General features: G+C 39.1%; 10 protein-coding genes. 2 read left to right on the top strand and 8 right to left on the bottom strand.

Annotated elements, in window-relative coordinates; all coding sequences use genetic code 11:
* Window positions 1–56 precede the first annotated feature (56 nt).
* The 8 genes from GFH32_RS01740 to nagA all read right to left on the bottom strand — a co-directional run bounded on the left by GFH32_RS01740 (window position 57) and on the right by nagA (window position 15025).
* Complete coding sequence (locus GFH32_RS01740; protein WP_153509441.1) at window positions 57–1568, bottom strand: sodium:solute symporter; 1512 nt, start codon at window positions 1566–1568, stop codon at window positions 57–59.
* Window positions 1569–1576: 8 nt separating this feature from the next.
* Window positions 1577–2395, bottom strand: a complete 819-nt coding sequence (gene murQ, locus GFH32_RS01735; protein WP_153509440.1) for an N-acetylmuramic acid 6-phosphate etherase — start codon at window positions 2393–2395, stop codon at window positions 1577–1579.
* Between the two features lie 435 nt (window positions 2396–2830).
* Entirely contained in the window at window positions 2831–4660 is a 1830-nt protein-coding gene (locus tag GFH32_RS01730) for an outer membrane protein assembly factor BamB family protein (protein WP_153509439.1), read from the bottom strand.
* 60 nt (window positions 4661–4720) lie between these two features.
* Complete coding sequence (locus GFH32_RS01725) at window positions 4721–6580, bottom strand: RagB/SusD family nutrient uptake outer membrane protein (RefSeq protein ID WP_153509438.1); 1860 nt, start codon at window positions 6578–6580, stop codon at window positions 4721–4723.
* 11 nt (window positions 6581–6591) lie between these two features.
* The gene (locus tag GFH32_RS01720) at window positions 6592–10077 is read right to left on the bottom strand and encodes a SusC/RagA family TonB-linked outer membrane protein (RefSeq protein WP_153509437.1); all 3486 of its coding nucleotides are present in this window, start codon (window positions 10075–10077) and stop codon (window positions 6592–6594) included.
* A gap of 188 nt (window positions 10078–10265) precedes the next feature.
* Window positions 10266–11498, bottom strand: coding sequence for an exo-beta-N-acetylmuramidase NamZ family protein (locus tag GFH32_RS01715; RefSeq protein ID WP_153509436.1), 1233 nt, complete (start codon window positions 11496–11498; stop codon window positions 10266–10268).
* Between the two features lie 692 nt (window positions 11499–12190).
* A complete protein-coding gene (locus tag GFH32_RS01710) occupies window positions 12191–13843 on the bottom strand; it encodes a glycoside hydrolase family 10 protein (RefSeq protein WP_228384187.1) in 1653 nt (550 codons plus the stop codon).
* Between the two features lie 72 nt (window positions 13844–13915).
* A complete protein-coding gene (gene nagA / locus GFH32_RS01705; RefSeq protein ID WP_153509435.1) occupies window positions 13916–15025 on the bottom strand; it encodes an N-acetylglucosamine-6-phosphate deacetylase in 1110 nt (369 codons plus the stop codon).
* Window positions 15026–15225: 200 nt separating this feature from the next.
* Between nagA and GFH32_RS01700 the strand changes: the two genes are divergently transcribed.
* Both GFH32_RS01700 and recG read left to right on the top strand, forming a co-directional pair.
* Window positions 15226–15612, top strand: a complete 387-nt coding sequence (locus tag GFH32_RS01700) for a RidA family protein (protein ID WP_153509434.1) — start codon at window positions 15226–15228, stop codon at window positions 15610–15612.
* 283 nt (window positions 15613–15895) lie between these two features.
* Window positions 15896–18001: an ATP-dependent DNA helicase RecG gene (recG, locus tag GFH32_RS01695; protein ID WP_153509433.1), complete on the top strand. Its 2106-nt coding sequence runs from the start codon at window positions 15896–15898 to the stop codon at window positions 17999–18001.
* The last annotated feature ends 52 nt before the right edge of the window (window positions 18002–18053 follow it).

Below are 18053 nucleotides of genomic sequence, written 5' to 3'. Positions count from 1 at the left end.
TTAGTAGTCAAAACTACTGGATTTTTTTTGCACACACAAATCATTCAGATTAGCAATTATTTGCTACCTGCTATTTTACCTTCAACCTTACCTGGCGAAGTAATTAATAACAATAAGTAAGTAATCAAACCATTATAGACAATCAGTTCAAAACCAATTTTATAAGCCGTATGCGGTAACACATAATGATTTAGTAAGAAAATCAATAATGGCGATATCACACAGATAATAGGAACAAGATTATCATTCACTCTTCGCTTAGTCAGAATACCAAAAGAGAATAAGCCTAGCAACGGTCCATAAGTGTAACCAGCAATTTTGAAAATAGCAGAAACTACCGATTCATCATTTATCCAATGAAACAATAGAATCACCAATAACATCACAATAGAGAAAGCAAAATGTACCAAATTACGTTGTTTAACCAGCTTCGGATCATTTGGATTTTCCTTTTTGTTGAAGTTCAAAAAGTCAACACAATATGAAGTCGTTAAAGCGGTTAATGCCGAGTCAGTCGTTGCAAATGTCGCTGCCGTCAATCCCATCATAAAGATAATTCCTGGAAGAAGCGTCAAATGGCGCAATGCTATTTCCGGATACAAATAATCTGACTTCCCAATATCCGATAATTTGATCCCATTTGCATCCGCATAAAAATACAATAGAGCTCCAACGGCTAAAAAGAATAAATTGATGACAATGAAGATACCTGTAAAAGTCATCATATTCTTTTGCGCCTCGCCAATCGTCTTCATACTCAAATTCTTTTGCATCAAATCCTGATCTAAACCAGTCATGGCAATCGTAACAAAAGCACCTCCGATTATATGTTTCAAGATATGTCTCGTATCGCCTAACAAATTCTCCCAAACAAAGATTTTCGAGTAAGAGCTTTCTTTCACTTTCTCAAAAGCTTCGAACACTGTTAAACCAAGACCGTCAGCCATGAAGTAAATCGAAAGCAGAACAGCTAATAACAAAAATGTTGTTTGAAGCGTATCGGTAATGATAATGGTTTTAAGCCCTCCTTTATTGGTATATAACCATATTAGGAATAAACAAACAGCTACCGTAAGAATAAATGGAACTTTCCAAGCATCAAAAATATAGCGCTGCAAAACGATAGCAACTAGATATAAGCGAAATGCGGAACCAATTGTTCTAGAGATCAAGAAGATCATGGCACCCGATTTATAACTTTTATGACCTAAGCGTTCTTCTAGATAGGTATAAATAGAAGTTAGATTCATTCGGTAATAAAGAGGCAATAGAACATAGGCAATCACCACAAATCCAATTGCATTTCCAATAACGAATTGAAAATAACTAAAGTTGTTTGGCTCAGTTAATCCTCCAGGGGTATTTCCTACATCTCCAGGAACGGAGATAAATGTTACACCGGACAATGCTGTACCAATCATTCCGAAGGCAACCATATACCATTTAGAGTTACGGTTGGCAACGAAAAATGTTGAATTATCGGAAGAATCCTTGGATGTGAAATACGACACCGCCAACAAGATTCCGAAATAAACAACTAGAAAAGATAATAATATAATAGGTGACATAAATTTGTTTAGCTGTTCTTTTGAAGGTTAAAATTATCGATAGCCTTTCGTACATTACCAAATTTCTCGATTAGCGCTGTAGCTGTTTCCTGATCTGTTCCCGTTTCAGCCATCACCATACGTACGCCACGCCCAACAAGCTTATGATTGGAAAGTTGCATGTCGACCATCTTATTCCCCTTAACACGGCCTAATTGTATCATAACTGCGGTACTAATCATATTCAAGGCTAATTTTTGTGCTGTACCAGCTTTCATACGTGTCGATCCCGTTACAAATTCAGGTCCAACAATCAATTCCACCGGATATTGCGCAATCGCTGCAATTGGGGAGTTCCCATTACAAACAATACAACCGGTAGCAATTCCTTTTTCGTTTGCGCGGTTCAAACCACCAATTACGTATGGGGTTGTACCAGAAGCGGCGATTCCAATAACAACGTCATTGGCATTGATAGCATACTCTTCTAAATCTTTCCAAGCTTGCTCTTCGTCATCTTCCGCAAATTCTACAGCCTTACGAATGGCAGTGTCTCCTCCAGCAATTAGTCCAATTACCCAATCAAACGGAACACCATAGGTCGGAGGACACTCCGAAGCATCAAGTATACCTAGACGCCCACTCGTTCCAGCACCGATATAGAATAAACGTCCACCTTTTTTCATTCGCTCCACGATCACTTTTACTAAGGATTCAATGTGAGCAATCTCCCTCTCCACCGCCAACGGAACGGTTTTATCTTCATTATTAATATTAATCAGAATCTCCTGAACAGACATTTTGTCTAATTCCTGATAATTGGAATCCTTCTCCGTTGTGTTGATCATACTGTGTAGCATTTTGAAATACTTCTATAACTTTCCGTAAATATGCGATTATTTTCTAAAAAACGCAACAACATGCAAAAGCGTTTTTCATTTAGTTTTGATAGGCGAATTTATCATTTTTCCAATTCAATCAATCAGAATTTTCACACTATCGATTAAAAAATTATCTGTAAGCCTCGGTTAGAATGAATAAATCAGAGATTTGCAAGTCCAAACAAGACACGATTCTTTTAAATATTAAGCAAAATCCTGTTGCCGTCTTTCAACAGAATCATAACAACATTACTGCCATCCATGAATAATATGCAACACTATGCATGTTTTGTTTAATAATATTTCCTATTCATCTCAGGCAGCCGCCTAATCATCGGTATAAACGATTGACAACACGATTAAGACTTATCAAATTACAATTTCATCTTCCTAACAAAAACTCTAGTAGGAAAGCATTACGATTTTCCCATCCATTGTACTGACAATGACGCTGTTCTTCGATAACAAAGGTGGATTGATCATACCGTTTGATATTTTATACTGCCATTTAACTTCTCCAGATTTATTATCTACTGCTGAAAATAAACCTTTATCACTTGGAACAAATATCAAGTGTCGATTACTTTGTAGTGCTGTAGGCGCCAATTCGTACGGAAGTTTCAATTTAGACTTCCAAACCACATCCATCTTGTCTGCATGAACTGGAACCGCGATAACTTCACCGTCCATAGTCTTTGCATAGACATGCTTCTTATCATGAGAAAGCCCCATTGATTCCCTTACTTTTTCAGAATCAATTTTTTCTCTCCAAATCGTTTTTCCTGATTTTAAGTCAATTGCCGTCATGTAACGATCGGGGGCCACTATAAACACCCGATTATTACTCACGACTGGATAACAGGCCGCTGCTGAAAACATACGATTCTGATGCCCATTCGACCATTCCCAAACCAACTTTCCAGTTAATTTATCCAGCGCATAAAAACCGTTATTCCAGGAACCAAAGATAACTTTATCATTGGCTATTGTTGGTCTTGTTGAAACATAGCCCTTTACCTGATCGAAAGCCCAAATCAATTTACCATCTGACACGTTGATGCATCGAAAAATTCCGTCAGAGGCCCCAATATAAGCTTTCCCTTGATCGACTGCTGCCGATCCCAAGACCGCCTTACCAGCCTCAAGTTTCCATTTTAAAAGACCAGTCTTTGAATCAAGCCCATAAATAAAATGATCAGAAGAGCCAACAACGACTGTTCCTTGGTGAAAAGCCGGTGTAGAATATACTTTTCCTCCAGTCTTAAACTTCCAAATTAATTTCCCAGATTTCATATCCAAGGCAAAGACCTCACCTACGGTATTGGCTGTAAAAACATATCGCTGATCGGTACTCATCCCCGCGCCAATATCTCCATGATCTTCATATTCCCAAACAAGCTTTGCTTTACTGGTATTATTCATATCATAGTTTGGACGAGCCGACACGTTGGTGGAATTCGTACGTACAGAACGAAGAGGAACAGTTAACCATGCATCCTCCGTAATGGATAACGGTCGGCGCACTTGAAAAATTGCCGAATCATTTTTAATCGTTATTATATTATATCCTCCAATGACTTCCTTTGCCCGCAAATTCGACCTTGACATAACGCCAGGGATACCTTCCCAATCGTATAAACGATTTTGATGTCCATGACCACAAAGGGCCAATTGCACATTACGTGTTTTAAGGCGATTAATTGATTCATACCAATTATTCAACGACTCATCTAGCGGATAGTGATTGATCGCAATCAAGGGCATCTCTGCGTCTTTATTTGCATTAAAAACCGAATCCATCCATACCAGATTTTCACGAGGAATCTGCCCAGGACTCATTCGCATATTTGGCCCAGAGGTCGTTCCAATAAACTGATATCCTTTATGCTTAAAGAAAAACATCTCACTCCCGAATACACGACGGAACGTATTTGCTCCACTCTCTGACCAATTGCTATCATGATTTCCTGGAATAACGTATAATGGAAGGTTTAGACTGTCCAATATACGTTTTGCTAAGGCAAGTTCTTCATCAGAACCAAACTCAGTAACATCCCCCGATAAAATCACAAAATCGATATCTCGCATCTGATTCAAATCCTGAACAGTTCTGCGAAGATCATCAGCACCTGTTGCACCCCCAACATGCGTGTCGGTCACCTGAGCGAAACGAAAAGATTGGGCGTTTAGAAACGTTGGAACAAGCAACAATAAAAAAAGAATTCTTTTCATATAGCGTTTTAAAACAAAAGGTCAATTACTTGACCTTTTGTGAATATTCTATTATATAATTTACCAGCCTGGGGTTTGCGTTAATTTATAACCTGCGGCCTCATACTCTTGAAGTAAGGCCTGGCTTACAGGAGAGAGATAATTTCTATTCTCTACTGCTAGACGATTTACAAAATTATTTACCACATAAAAACCTTCCATTTCGGCATCATTAGTACCATTATAAGTTACAACCGTACCGTCTTTCTTCATAACCTTTAGTCGATTGATATAGGAAGCTAGAATTTTCCCTGGTTTCGCCTCATCTTTGTAATCTAATTTACCGATTATCCAAGATCCTAATTTATAGTCTACCTTCTCAAAATTTAGATAATGTAGCTTCTTCCATCTTCTCAAATCCTGAATCCGAGCATATTCGAATACAAATTCCATACGTCTTTCGCGACGAATCTCCCACATTAATTGAGATACATCCGAATCGCGATTCGGATCAACAGGCAAAGACGCCAAACTTAACGGTGCCGTTTGTTTTACACCTTTTGCAGTCGCAGTTGCATCGAGTGGTCTTTGACGAATAGCATTGATTGACTTATCTAAATCCGACTGCGTTACCGCTACACCACCGTAATTTTCGTTTAGTATTTGTTTAGCTTCGACCCAATTCAACACAACTTCTGCTAAACGGGCTACAGGAGCGTCATTCGTATTCGTGCTAGAGTACCATTTCGCAGGATACGCATCTCCACTATATAAATAACTTAAAACTTCTCTACCTGCAAATTTATGTGCATAAACGTGCGTTCCAATTGCTGGCGTATTGACAGTATCCATAATGGTTGCTTCTAGCCTAGGGTCGCGAGTCTTCACCAATTCCTTCAATCTGAAATTAGAAGCATCCGCCGTTGTCGAACTTTTCCAATACTTACCATCGTTGCAAATAAATGCATCAAGTAAATTCAAATTTATAGATCTATTTTGTTTCTCTGTACCATTGCTGTAGGAACCAACGGAATGTCTAACTGCCTGCAAATCGTCGTAAACGCGGGAGAAAATAACCTCCTTATGACCTTGCAAACTCTCCGAAGCGAAAAGACTTTTAAAGTCTGATCCGAAGCTCCATTTTCCGCTATCCATTACATATTGCGCAGCATCTCTTGACAACTCAAGATATTTTTTTGCTCTCGTCTTGTCCAAGTTATGGTAAGTCTGCCAAGAACCTTCAAACAACATCACATTTGATATCAATGCAGCTGCTGCATAGCGATTTACAAAACCTACCCCATCAGATTCGCGCATATTTTCTAAGGTATATTTAAAATCGTCGTACACCTTATCCATTACTTCGCCACGTGCTGTACGATCCTTGTATTGCGCATCGTAATCTGTCGGCTCAATCGGAGCATCATAGTATGGAACATCTCCAAAGTTGCTCACAAGTTTAGCGTATTCGTTTCCTCTAAAGAAACGACTTACAGCCATCCAGTGTTTATAGCTCGCTTCGTCTAACTTAGGTTGAGTAAGCGTTTCTAGACGTTGAATCATCAAGTTTGCTCTTCTCACCCAGTAAAAATTCCAGTTCGGACCTGGATGCTCAGATCTCAAACTTGCGATAATATCTGATGTACTCCCCCCCACGTTTGTAGGAACAGAACCAAGCAGTGCCGCTTGTTGACTCTCTGATGTGAGATCATCAGAGAAATTATAACCCGTTAAGGGTGCGTAATCAGTAGCAAAACCACTATTATAACCAACGAATGTATTTGGATAAAAACCATTTGCAAATAGTCTAATATCTGTTTCATTACGCCAAAATGTCTTGTCTGAATCCGTTACTTTATTTAATTCAGGTCTATCCAATAGCTTCTCACAACCAGTCAAAAGCAAGGACGCACTAAGAAGAATATATGATATTTTTTTCATCTTCGTTTTTATTAAAAGTTCAATTGTAAACCAAATGACGCACTCTTGAATGTTGGAGTACCGATACCCGTTCTTCCATCATTGTAATTCGTAGTGTTCATTAAGTTATATCCATCTACAGTTTCAGGATCTACAGGTAAACCTTTTAAGTTATCCCAAGTCACAAAATTTTCTAACGCCACGTACACGCGCAATGAATTTATCTTCGCTTTGCTTAATACCGATTGCGGAATAGAATAACCCAATGTCATATTTTTAATACGCAAATAAGACATATCTAATAAGTAGCGAGTTTGTATCTGCATGTTATTGGTGGTATTTCCATTTGCGTTGTTATAAGCAGCTGGATAAAATGCTCCTGTATTATCTTTAGTCCAGTAGTCATTTGCGATAGCAGTAGCCATTGCACCGTCACCTGTATTGAAACCAGGAATTACCAAAGCACCTTTACCCCACATTTCCCTTTTTCCAACGCCTTGTAAGAATATAGAGAAGTCGAAGCCTTTGTAGTCAGCACCTAAACGAAGACCGTAATTATATCGCGGCGTTGAATTACCTATAATCTTCATATCACCAGGGTTATCGATTGACCCATCGCCATTGTCGATCTCACCATCACCATTTAAATCTTTGAATTTTACGTCACCTGGACCAAAATTGAAGGTTGCAGAATTTTCCAAATACATTTGATAAATAGGATCCTCTCCATTTGCACCTGCCTTTTGTAAATAGGTTTGACTGTTTCCACTTTTATAATACTTAGTCATAGCTTCTGTTGGAGCAAATAACTGCGCATTACCATCTGGACCCAAGACAAAGTCATCTAACTGATAAAGTCGATCAGTTTCATATCCCCAGATATCACCATAAGCACGTCCGTCATAGTTTGAAGTCATCAGACGCTTATCGGTATAGTTATAAAATCTAGAAATCGCATCATCAAAGTTTGCGCGAATGTTAATCCCTAAACCATTTTCAAAACGAGTGTTATAATCTACCGCGATCTCGAATCCTTTCGTTTCCAAGTCTCCAAAATTACCCAGAGGTGCGTTTCCACCTAAAGTCCAAGTAGTACCTTCCACTGGCGCGAACATGTTCTTCGTTGTTCTTTGATAATAATCAAACACAAGGCCTAACTTATTATTTAAGAAACGTGCGTCAACACCAAGGTCAATTGTCTCCAAATCTTCCCAAGTAATATTACTCAAACTGTATGCTGGTGAGGTTAGATACAACAATTTAGAGCCAGCCGCTATCCAAGTCGATTCTTTTGAATCCATTGTTGGACTGTATAAACTTGCGGGAACCGCTTGGTTACCAATCACACCATATGATCCTCTAAATTTCAATTGCGATAATGCAGGTTTTGCCCAGTCCATGAAGCTCTCTTCTGAGGCTACCCATCCCGCAGAGAATGAAGGAAACCATCTCCATCTTAAGTCTTCCAAGAATTTAGAAGAACCGTCATAACGTAAGTTCGCCTCAACTAAATATTTGTTTTTGTAAGCATAGTTTACACGTCCAAAATAACCTAACTGTCCAGCCCAAGTTGTTCCACCGGATACAGTTGGAGTTTGACTCATTGCTAGGTCAATCTGTGGGTTCGTTATATCCAAGATGTTATTTCTTGTGATCGAATTGTAACGACCGTTATCAGAAACCAAATTCGTACCTAAAATAAATTTGAAATCATGATCGTTATTCAAATTCAAATTGTAGGTCGTGAATGCATTTAATGTATGCTTGTTTTCATTCCCTGTATATTGACTCACATGATCCGGATTTGCACCAGGAGACGTATATTCATGATTTAACAGATCATACGCCGGCATCGCTCCTGTTGACGAAGCATCAACAACAACACCCTCATTATTCACATATACTTGATTTCCACTTGCATCTAAACGCTTAACTGGGGCAGTCCAGCTATTCGCTCCTGTAAATCGAGTTCCTGGTCTAAACCAATTATACTCTTCGTTTGTGAAGTTGTAATCGATATCCACTTTCCAGTTTGACTTGATATTGATTGTAGTACCCACATTCATATTCACATAGTTACGCTTCATTGATGCTTCGTTCGAAGCTCCATACTCGCTCCAAGGTGAACGGATTGGATTTCCATGCTCATCATTTCCCATTGGGTATATGTTACTCCAACGGTACATGTAGTACCAAGGATCCGCTCCTGTAGAGTTCGTTGCGTATGGATACAGCTTATTACGTTGTGAAAACATTATTCCACCTCGTACAGTTACGTAATCACTTAAATCAGTATTAACGCGAACAGCAGCGTTTGAACGTCGGAATTTATCCGAGTTTCCAGGCTTCAACATCCCACTCTGTGCGATATGTCCAAAACTTCCTGTGAAGCGCGTTTTACCCATATTTCCATTAATGGAAGCATTGTTAGTGTAGGTTGGCGCCCATTCACGTACCATATATTCATAAGGGTCATACGTGCGTAAACCTAATTTACGGCCTGTATTTGTTGGATCGACAATCCAGTCACGTCCATAAACTGTTGGATCATTTACACCTAACTTACCACCGTATTTTTCTTCCCACTCAACGGCTTTATCATAACTATCGGCAGTTACATAATAGAAAGCTCCCGCGATGTTATCACCAACACGTTGGAAAGCATCTCTGATATATTTCAATGAGTTAATCCCACCTACTTCATATTTCTTGAATGGATTTTGTAGTGAAAGGTTACTTGAAACACTAATGTCAATCTTTTCAGACTTAGACCCTGTCTTCGTAGTTATTAAAATAACACCGAATGCGGCCTTCGCTCCATAAATTGAAGAGGATGCGGCGTCTTTCAATACCGTAACCGATTCAATATCGTCAGGATTTACATATTGAATACTTGGTATCTCGACGTTGTCCACCAAAATTAGCGGATCACCATTCGCTTGCATGGACGCAAGCGCTCCACGAATTTTGATACGAGGATCTGAACCAACTTCTCCCGAAGGGATCGTAACGGTTAAACCAGGAGTAGTTCCCTGCATACCACGACCAACATCCGCAATTGGACGCCCTTGAAGATTATCCTTCACGCTGATAGATGATACAGCACCGGTTAAGTTCCCTTTCCTTTGCGTACCATAACCTACCACAACCACTTCATCCAATACATCAGCAGCATCATCTAGAGTTACATTTACAGTATTACCTGCCACTGTTACTTCTTTTGAATTGTAGCCAATGAACGAAATTCTCAATTTTGCACCAACAGGCGCTAGAATGGAGAATTTACCATTGCCATCCGATACAGTTGTCGTTGTAGTACCGATAACTGTAACTGTTGCACCAGCGATTGGTCCATCAGATCCAGACACGGTCCCCTGTACCGTATTTTGAAGAACTGAAGAAGCAGTCGTCCAGCTTGCATTTTTTCTAAGGTTACCTGCAGTCGCCGCTTCTGCAAATGAAGCGTAGGACGGCATAGTTAAGCCTAGAGCGAGAGAAAAGAGTAGAAGTCTTCGCATTGCTTATCGATTAAAATTAAAAGTTTGATTTATCATAATTCGGCGTTTTCATTTTTAGATAACGAATAAACCGACACTAAATTAAAGATAATTACCCGATTTAATAACACTTTTACGTTTTTATGAGTGTTTTTGCGGAAATAAAAGCAAAGAGGCCCAAATAGTTATTTGAGCCTTTTGCATGTTTTTCAATTAAAATCGGGGTAGATTAAATATTTTTTACGCATTTCTTTATATTCTTTCAATTCCGGCTCCCAACTCTTGCGAATTTCATCTTCGGTTTTTCCAGCAATAATTTGTTTACGTAATTGATCTGTTCCAGCGAGTTTATCAAAGAATTCTGCACGTGTGAAGAATTTTGACTTATCTGGCATTTTATTATAGAAATGAAGAATATATTTTAAAGTGAATTTTTGTTGGTCTGCATCAAGATTACGCAGGTCTAATCCATACAATTTCTCTCCTTTGCCTTCCACATGTTTCACCATACCGGCTTTTTCACCTGGCGTATAGGTAAAATCACCATAAGTAGGATTATCATATCCAACCACTTGGAAAGGCCAATCTGTACCTCGTCCTACTGATATCTCCGTACCTTCAAATAAACACAATGAAGAATATAGACGCACAGAAAGGTGATTTGGTAAACTTGGCGAAGGAATCACCGGAAGTTCATACATTTTACTGTGATCCCAGTTTTCAACAGGAATAACAGTCACTTTACACTGTTTTCCGCCTTCTAACCATTTTTCACCATTGATCATGTTCGCAAGTTCACCAACTGTTAAACCGTGAATCATAGCGATTTTATGATAAGAAACATTCGACTTGAATTTATCGTCTTTACGAACAGGGCCGTCCACTTGATCCCCGCATGGATTTGGGCGATCTAAAACAATCAGTTGCTTATCATGCTTTGCACAAAGCTCCATCACCCGGTGGAGCGAAGTAATATAGGTATAGAAACGTGCGCCGACATCCTGCAAATCGAAAATCATTACATCGATTGACTTTACGATAGAGTCCTGTTTATCATTACCTCCATATAAAGTAAATAAAGGCAAGCCAGTTTTCGAATCTACCGCGTTATCTACTTTTTCACCACGTTCAATATCTCCTCGAAAACCATGCTCCGGTGCAAAGCCAAATTTCAAATCTACTTTCTCGCGAATCAACACATCCAACAAATGCTCTTTACCTGTTCCAACAACGGATGTCTGATTCCCCATAATACCCACTTTCTTTCCTTTAAGTAGAGGTAAATAAGCTTGCAATTGATCCGCACCTGGAAGAATAACACTTGCATTGTTTTGCGTTTTTTCCTTTGCCACTTCTTGTTTGACAATGGAATTTGAGGCTGTGCCGCAGCTATTCGTTAATAACACTCCAAAGAGTGCAGTATTCAGCAAAAAAAGTTTCATAAGCCATCGATTTGGTGTAAATAAACAGGAATCCTGCACTTTACAAGGGTAAAAATAAAATAAATACCGCATATTAAAGCAATCGATAGCGCAATTATTACACCTTTAAGCAAAATACAATTTGAAACATGCACAAAAACGAATATAAAAGAATTCTGGCTTAGGCGAATAAATCACAAAAATCGCGGCAAATAAATGAATAGCGAAGTTTTTCAATAAACCAACCGAGAAAGCATAGTGTACAAATAACACCATACGGTAACAATCAGGTTACAAATAAAGGTACAGTAACTTTCATTGAAGAGCAGCGCCAAATTATCTTTGTACAGAATAGTCCACCGCCTAACATTTGAAAAGTCATTTCACCTTATCGCAATCACACACATAGCGCAAAACACATATCTATAATCTATTCCATACACAGCTTAATCGTTAAAATGGATTTTAGAAGGGCTCAACTACGCCTTAGCTTGGGCTAAGCTAGGCCTGAGCTACGAAGCAAAGCTTACAAATACGAAAACATTAATGGAGTACAAATGCTAAAAAATGGAAATTTAACTAGTGATTTTAACAGGTATTGGGGTAGCACAAAGGCCATAAAAACAAAGGCTCCATGCAGTCTTTTGCATGGAGCCTTCGTATTATAATTATCAAAATTTACCTTCAACTAAAACAGGAAGGATAAGGCCCGATTAATCTTCAATATTTTCACCTATGTAATCTCCCTCATTACCCAATCGATCGATAGGTTTTACGGCAATCGCGTTTAACTTTTGTCCATCTTTCGTTTTAGGGAAGCTTATTTCTGTTTGAGGGCCATCTAAGATTTCAACTTTCCAAGTATCTCCATAACGGGCATAGGCAACCCATTTAAATACTTGCTCAGGTTGCTTATGAAGCCATTTTGCAAAAACACTACTTGACTGCTTTGTCAGTAACAAGGTCGGCTTTAAAATTGGATTGTGTGCTAACCATGGCGAAGCAGGCACCAATGCTCTTTGGTTATAAGGACCTTCATGTAACGCACGCAGCATGGATGGATTCTTGGTCAAACCAGCTATACTCCAATGCACTGCGCCCACACTGTTTGGCACAACTTCACGAGTTACTTGAATTTGTCTTTTGATTTCCTCAATTCTATTAGCCGAGCGTACTTCAACGGTGTTTAGTCCAGGCCATAAGTGACGGTTATGGGTATTCTCAGATTGCCACCATTTTAATAGACTGGTAAAACTTTGTTTTGGAGGATCAATTGGCCAATAAAGTTGCGGTGTAAAATAATCTATCCATCCTTCATTTAACCACAACTTTGCGTCTGCATAAAGCTCATCATATTGTGAAGAACCAGTCACTCCAGCAGGATAACCAGGTTTCCATATACCAAAAGGACTTAACCCGAATTTTACAAATGGTTTTTCTGCCTTAATTTCACTATAAACGCGTTTGATAAATTTATTTACATTATCTCTTCTGAAATCTGCGCGGCTTAATTTGCCTCCAGTATTGCGGTAAGCATTCCAAGTTGCGTCATCTGGAAAATCAGATCCACCATTATAAGTTGCATACGGGTAGAAATAATCATCAAAATGTACGCCATCGATATCATAGCGTTTCACAATATCGCGAACGACTGCCGCAGCATGGTCTTGTGTTTTTTGACTTGAAGGATCAAACCAGTACATTCCATTTTTAAGGCGCACGACATGATCAGACGCTTTTCGAACCATTGATTCACTTGTAACAGAACCGCCGTTGGAGTGATGTGCGCGGTAAGGGTTTAACCAAACATGCAATTCCAATCCTCTTTTATGCGCTTCTGCAACCCAAAATTCTAAAGGATCATAATAAGGCGATGGCGCTTTACCTATTTCTCCGGTCAGAAAATAAGACCATGGTTCATAAGTTGATTTATAAAGTGCATCGGCAGATGGTCGTACCTGAAAAATTACAGCGTTAAAGTTATTCTCTTTCAGTATATCCAACAGGCGTATAGCTTCGGCTTTTTGCTGTTCTGTAGTTAGATTATTTTTTGAAGGCCAGTTGATATTTGCAACAGTAGCAATCCAAGCGGCACGAAATTCACGTGGAACTTGCGGTAACTTTGCTGTAAAAACAGGTTTTACCTTTTCCTTTTTCTCCGTTTTTATCGCTGGTTGGACAGGCTTATTGTCTGCCGGTTTCTCCGCTTCTTCTGTCGCAGGAGTTTCGTTAGCAACTTGCGATTCCTTCGCTATCTCTGTAGGATTCTGCTTTTTCGCTTTGCTCTGTTTGTTCTTAGAACTACAGGAAGCTATCGCGATCAGCATCATCGCAAAAAAACAAAGACTAATACATCTTCTCATCATATACACTTTCTTAACTTACAAAACTACGTCTTTTTAAAGCTTCAATTCAAATTGTAATAGATAAGTTATGTGTTAAATTATTTTTTCACCCTGAAAAACAACCTGTTGCACTTCAAAATCATCATTAAAAACCAATACATTGGCAACACTGTTCTTGTTTAAATTCCCAAGATCTGCCCGCCCTATCAACTTTGCAGGATAGTGCGTAGCCATTCGAAGTGATTCATCAAGCGGTATCCCGACATGATGTACACAATTCTTGACCGCCTGTAGAAGACTGAGTGCTGACCCAGACAATGTGCCATCGGGCATCACATAATGGTCCCCATTTAACACGTGTTGATAAACTCCTTTATTGCATGCAGCGACAGCATCTGTGATTAAGAACAATCGATCACCCATTAATTCTTTACTCAATCGAACTGCTTGATAATCTACATGTATTCCATCGACGATAATCGACGCAGATGCAGAGCCATGTGAAAACACAGCCCCAGGAATTCCAACTTCACGATGGTGAAAAGGCGACATCGCATTCCATAAGTGTGTAACCATCCCAACGCCATTGTCAAACGCCTGCGTAGCCTGTTGAAACGTTGCCGTACTATGCCCAAGCGTCAAATGAATACCCAATTCTAATAGATAATCAATACATTCTTGATCCATTAGCTCAGCAGCGATTGTCATTATTTTGACTACTTCCTGGCCTTCTAAAAGCTCTTGCAACATCGGTTTTGTTGCTTGAATAATCAGTTCCTCTGGATGAGCACCTCGTTTTGCAGGGTTTAAAAAAGGACCCTCTAAATGTAATCCTAGTGCGACTTGAGACTTTGCTTCTTTAAAAACAGCGATCGCTTCAGCAAATACCTCCAGGGTATTCGTGGCAAGCGTTGGCATATAGGACGTACAACCTTGTTTTAGCAACTTCTGATCTATACGATTTAATGATTCAACGCTCAATTCGGCAGAGAACAGATCGGTATCTGTCCCGTAAATCTGCAGATCAATCAATCCTGGGCAGACAATTGCGCCTCCTACATCGTTTATTTCAAAATCGCTAGGGATATCATGATTAGGAATAATATCCACGATACGATCACCGCTAATTAAAAGCGTATGTTGATCCAATATTTGATTCTGGCTAAAAATGCGGCCATTGGTAAAGGCTAGGTTCTGATTCATGCTGCAATATAAAGAGTTTTCATTTTTTTATGAAAATGTCAAGCATGAACAATGCACTGAAACACTATTTTTTCTGTCTAATTCCATGAGATGATATTTTTTTTATTTGACAAATTCGAGTGTCTAATTGTATCTTAGTACTAAATTATACAACAAAAAATCATTTTATTAATCATAGCGTAGAACAAAGAAAACAGATCATGTCAAAGAAAGAAATCTTAAATACAGATCAAGCACCTGCAGCAATTGGTCCTTACAATCAAGCTATCAAAGCGGATAAAACATTATATGTATCAGGTCAGATTCCATTGATTCCTGAGACGATGGAATTAATCAGCACTGGTGTTGCCGATGAAGCTCATCAGGTACTAAAGAACGTTGGTGCAATTTTGAAAAATGCTGGATATGATTTTAACGACGTGGTAAAAACTAGTATTTTCTTAAGTAGCATGGATTATTTTGCTACTGTAAACGAAGTTTACTCGACTTATTTCAAGGAAAATCAACCTGCACGCGAGTGTGTTGCTGTAAAAACCCTACCAAAGGAGGTCAATGTTGAAATTTCAGTAATCGCTTGGAAAGCGTAAGTGAAATCAATCCTTTTATTTAATAATACGTGTCACTTTTTAGCAAGCTAAAAAAATCGAAGTTTGTATAGAGTTACTGATATAGCTCGATTTTGAATCTTGGACACTTTATTTATTACTATAAAAGTCTGACTGTAGCCCTACAGCGCAGCGTAATTGTTGAAACACAACCTAAAAAAGCTAGACATACCACATAATGTTTAGCTTTTTTTATTTGAAAACTAAAATAATTAGCATTTCTTGTTCAAATAAAGGTTTTTCCCTAATTTAGTAGGGTTCCAACATGGCAGATCTATCATTAATAACCCCTATTGAATATTTGAAGGGCGTTGGTCCCCAAAAGGCCGATGTACTCAAAAAGGAATTGCAAGTATTCACTATTGGCGACCTGCTACAATGCTATCCTTTTCGATATATTGATAAGACAAAATTCCATAAGGTAAAGGAATTGCATCCTGATATGATTGGGGCACAGATTTTAGGCCGCTTAGTTTCCCTACAGGAACTCGGGGAGAAAAGAGGAAAGAGACTTGTTGGGCAATTTAAAGACGATACAGGCACCTTAGAATTAGTTTGGTTTCAAAGCCTTTCTTGGTTAAAGAAAACCCTATCCGTCGGCTCCGCCTATATTATTTACGGGAAGCCGAACGAATTCAATGGAACCCTTTCTATTACACATCCAGAAATGGAACTCTATCAGCAGAAGGAAAAAAAGATTGGTAATATGAGTATGCAGCCAGTTTATTCTTCTACAGAAAAGCTCAAGAAATTTAATCTGGATAGTCGCGGGATTCAAAAACTTCAAGAGGTCGCTTTGGCTACAGTCTTTCGGACTTTAATAGATCCACTTCCGCCATATATCATTGAACAGCATGGTCTGATGCCATACGCACAAGCGTTGGTATCGATACATTTTCCTCAAAACGAAGAGTTAATGGCTGCGGCTATACGTCGTCTCAAATTTGAAGAGCTATTTGTTATACAGTTGCGTTTGTTAAGAAACAAACAATTAAACACGCAACGCTATCGTGGTCATCGATTTACTGAGGTTGGAGAAAAGTTCAATAGCTTCTTTAACGAAAAACTCCCCTTTCCATTGACAAATGCACAAAAACGGGTTGTTAAAGAAATCCGTTTGGATACCAATACGGGAGCACAAATGAATCGATTGGTACAAGGTGATGTAGGCTCAGGAAAAACTGTAGTGGCTTTGATGAGTATGCTATTGGCTATTGACAACGGCTATCAAGCCTGTATGATGGCGCCGACAGAAATACTGGCTACACAGCACTATAATGGTCTCAAAGAATTGTTGGGAGATGATATTTGTCAAATTAAATTACTAACTGGCTCAACACCGACCAAAGCAAGGCGGATTATTCATCAAGAATTGGAAGATGGAACCTTAGATATCCTGATAGGGACGCATGCGCTGATTGAAGATAAGGTAAAATTTAAGAATATAGGATTTGTCGTGATCGATGAACAGCATCGATTTGGAGTAGAGCAACGCGCCAAATTATGGCGGAAGAATATTATTCCCCCTCATATGCTTGTGATGACCGCAACGCCAATTCCGCGAACTCTAGCCATGACAATGTATGGTGACCTCGACATTTCCGTTATCGACGAATTGCCGGCAGGTAGAAAACCAATAAAGACGGTACATTTTTTCGAGAACAAACGACTTCGCGTGTTTGGCTTTATGCGAGAAGAAATTGCCAAAGGAAGGCAAATTTATATCGTTTACCCTCTAATCAAGGAATCTGAAAAAATGGATTTACTCTATTTAGAAGCGGGATTAGAAGGCCTTCTTCGTGAATTTCCAATGCCTGAATACCAGATCAGCATTGTTCATGGGAAAATGACGGTAAAAGAGAAAGACTTTGAAATGCAACGTTTCGTGAAAGGACAAACACAGATTATGGTCGCTACGACTGTTATTGAAGTTGGTGTAAATGTGCCCAACGCATCTGTCATGGTCATTGAAAATTCAGAACGTTTTGGATTATCTCAACTTCACCAGTTACGGGGGCGTGTCGGTCGCGGTGCGGAGCAGTCTTATTGTATTCTGATGTCAAGTAATAAGCTGAGCAAAGAGGGAAAAACACGTTTGGAAACCATGGTTAGAACGAATGACGGCTTTGAGATTGCGGAGGTTGATTTGCAACTTCGTGGACCTGGGGATATCTCGGGCACTCAACAATCTGGAATTCTGGAGATGAAAATTGCTGACCTGGCAAAAGATCAAGCGATTCTTGCAGAGGCGAGAAATTCGGTTATCCAAATTTTCCAAGAGGATCCAAATCTTTCAGCAGAGAAGAACCATGCTTTAGTCCAAATCTTAAAGCAAAGAGGCTCTGCGATTTCTTGGGACAAAATATCTTAAAAACCTTACCTTTGTATCCTTGTTCTATACTATAGAACATAGTCAAGCTTGG

It is taken from the genome of Sphingobacteruim zhuxiongii, from assembly GCF_009557615.1.
Taxonomy (GTDB): Bacteria; Bacteroidota; Bacteroidia; order Sphingobacteriales; family Sphingobacteriaceae; genus Sphingobacterium; species Sphingobacterium zhuxiongii.
Note: the sequence above shows the minus strand (reverse complement) of the source record. Positions and strands in the feature narration are given on the sequence as shown.

Coding starts and splice junctions, on each gene's coding strand:
- GFH32_RS01725 (WP_153509438.1), bottom strand. CDS start 6,580: ATGAAAAAAATATCATATATTCTTCTTAGTGCGTCCTTGCTTTTGACT.
- GFH32_RS01730 (WP_153509439.1), bottom strand. CDS start 4,660: ATGAAAAGAATTCTTTTTTTATTGTTGCTTGTTCCAACGTTTCTAAAC.
- GFH32_RS01710 (WP_228384187.1), bottom strand. CDS start 13,843: ATGATGAGAAGATGTATTAGTCTTTGTTTTTTTGCGATGATGCTGATC.
- murQ (WP_153509440.1), bottom strand. CDS start 2,395: ATGATCAACACAACGGAGAAGGATTCCAATTATCAGGAATTAGACAAA.
- recG (WP_153509433.1), top strand. CDS start 15,896: ATGGCAGATCTATCATTAATAACCCCTATTGAATATTTGAAGGGCGTT.
- GFH32_RS01720 (WP_153509437.1), bottom strand. CDS start 10,077: ATGCGAAGACTTCTACTCTTTTCTCTCGCTCTAGGCTTAACTATGCCG.
- GFH32_RS01740 (WP_153509441.1), bottom strand. CDS start 1,568: ATGTCACCTATTATATTATTATCTTTTCTAGTTGTTTATTTCGGAATC.
- GFH32_RS01700 (WP_153509434.1), top strand. CDS start 15,226: ATGTCAAAGAAAGAAATCTTAAATACAGATCAAGCACCTGCAGCAATT.
- GFH32_RS01715 (WP_153509436.1), bottom strand. CDS start 11,498: ATGAAACTTTTTTTGCTGAATACTGCACTCTTTGGAGTGTTATTAACG.
- nagA (WP_153509435.1), bottom strand. CDS start 15,025: ATGAATCAGAACCTAGCCTTTACCAATGGCCGCATTTTTAGCCAGAAT.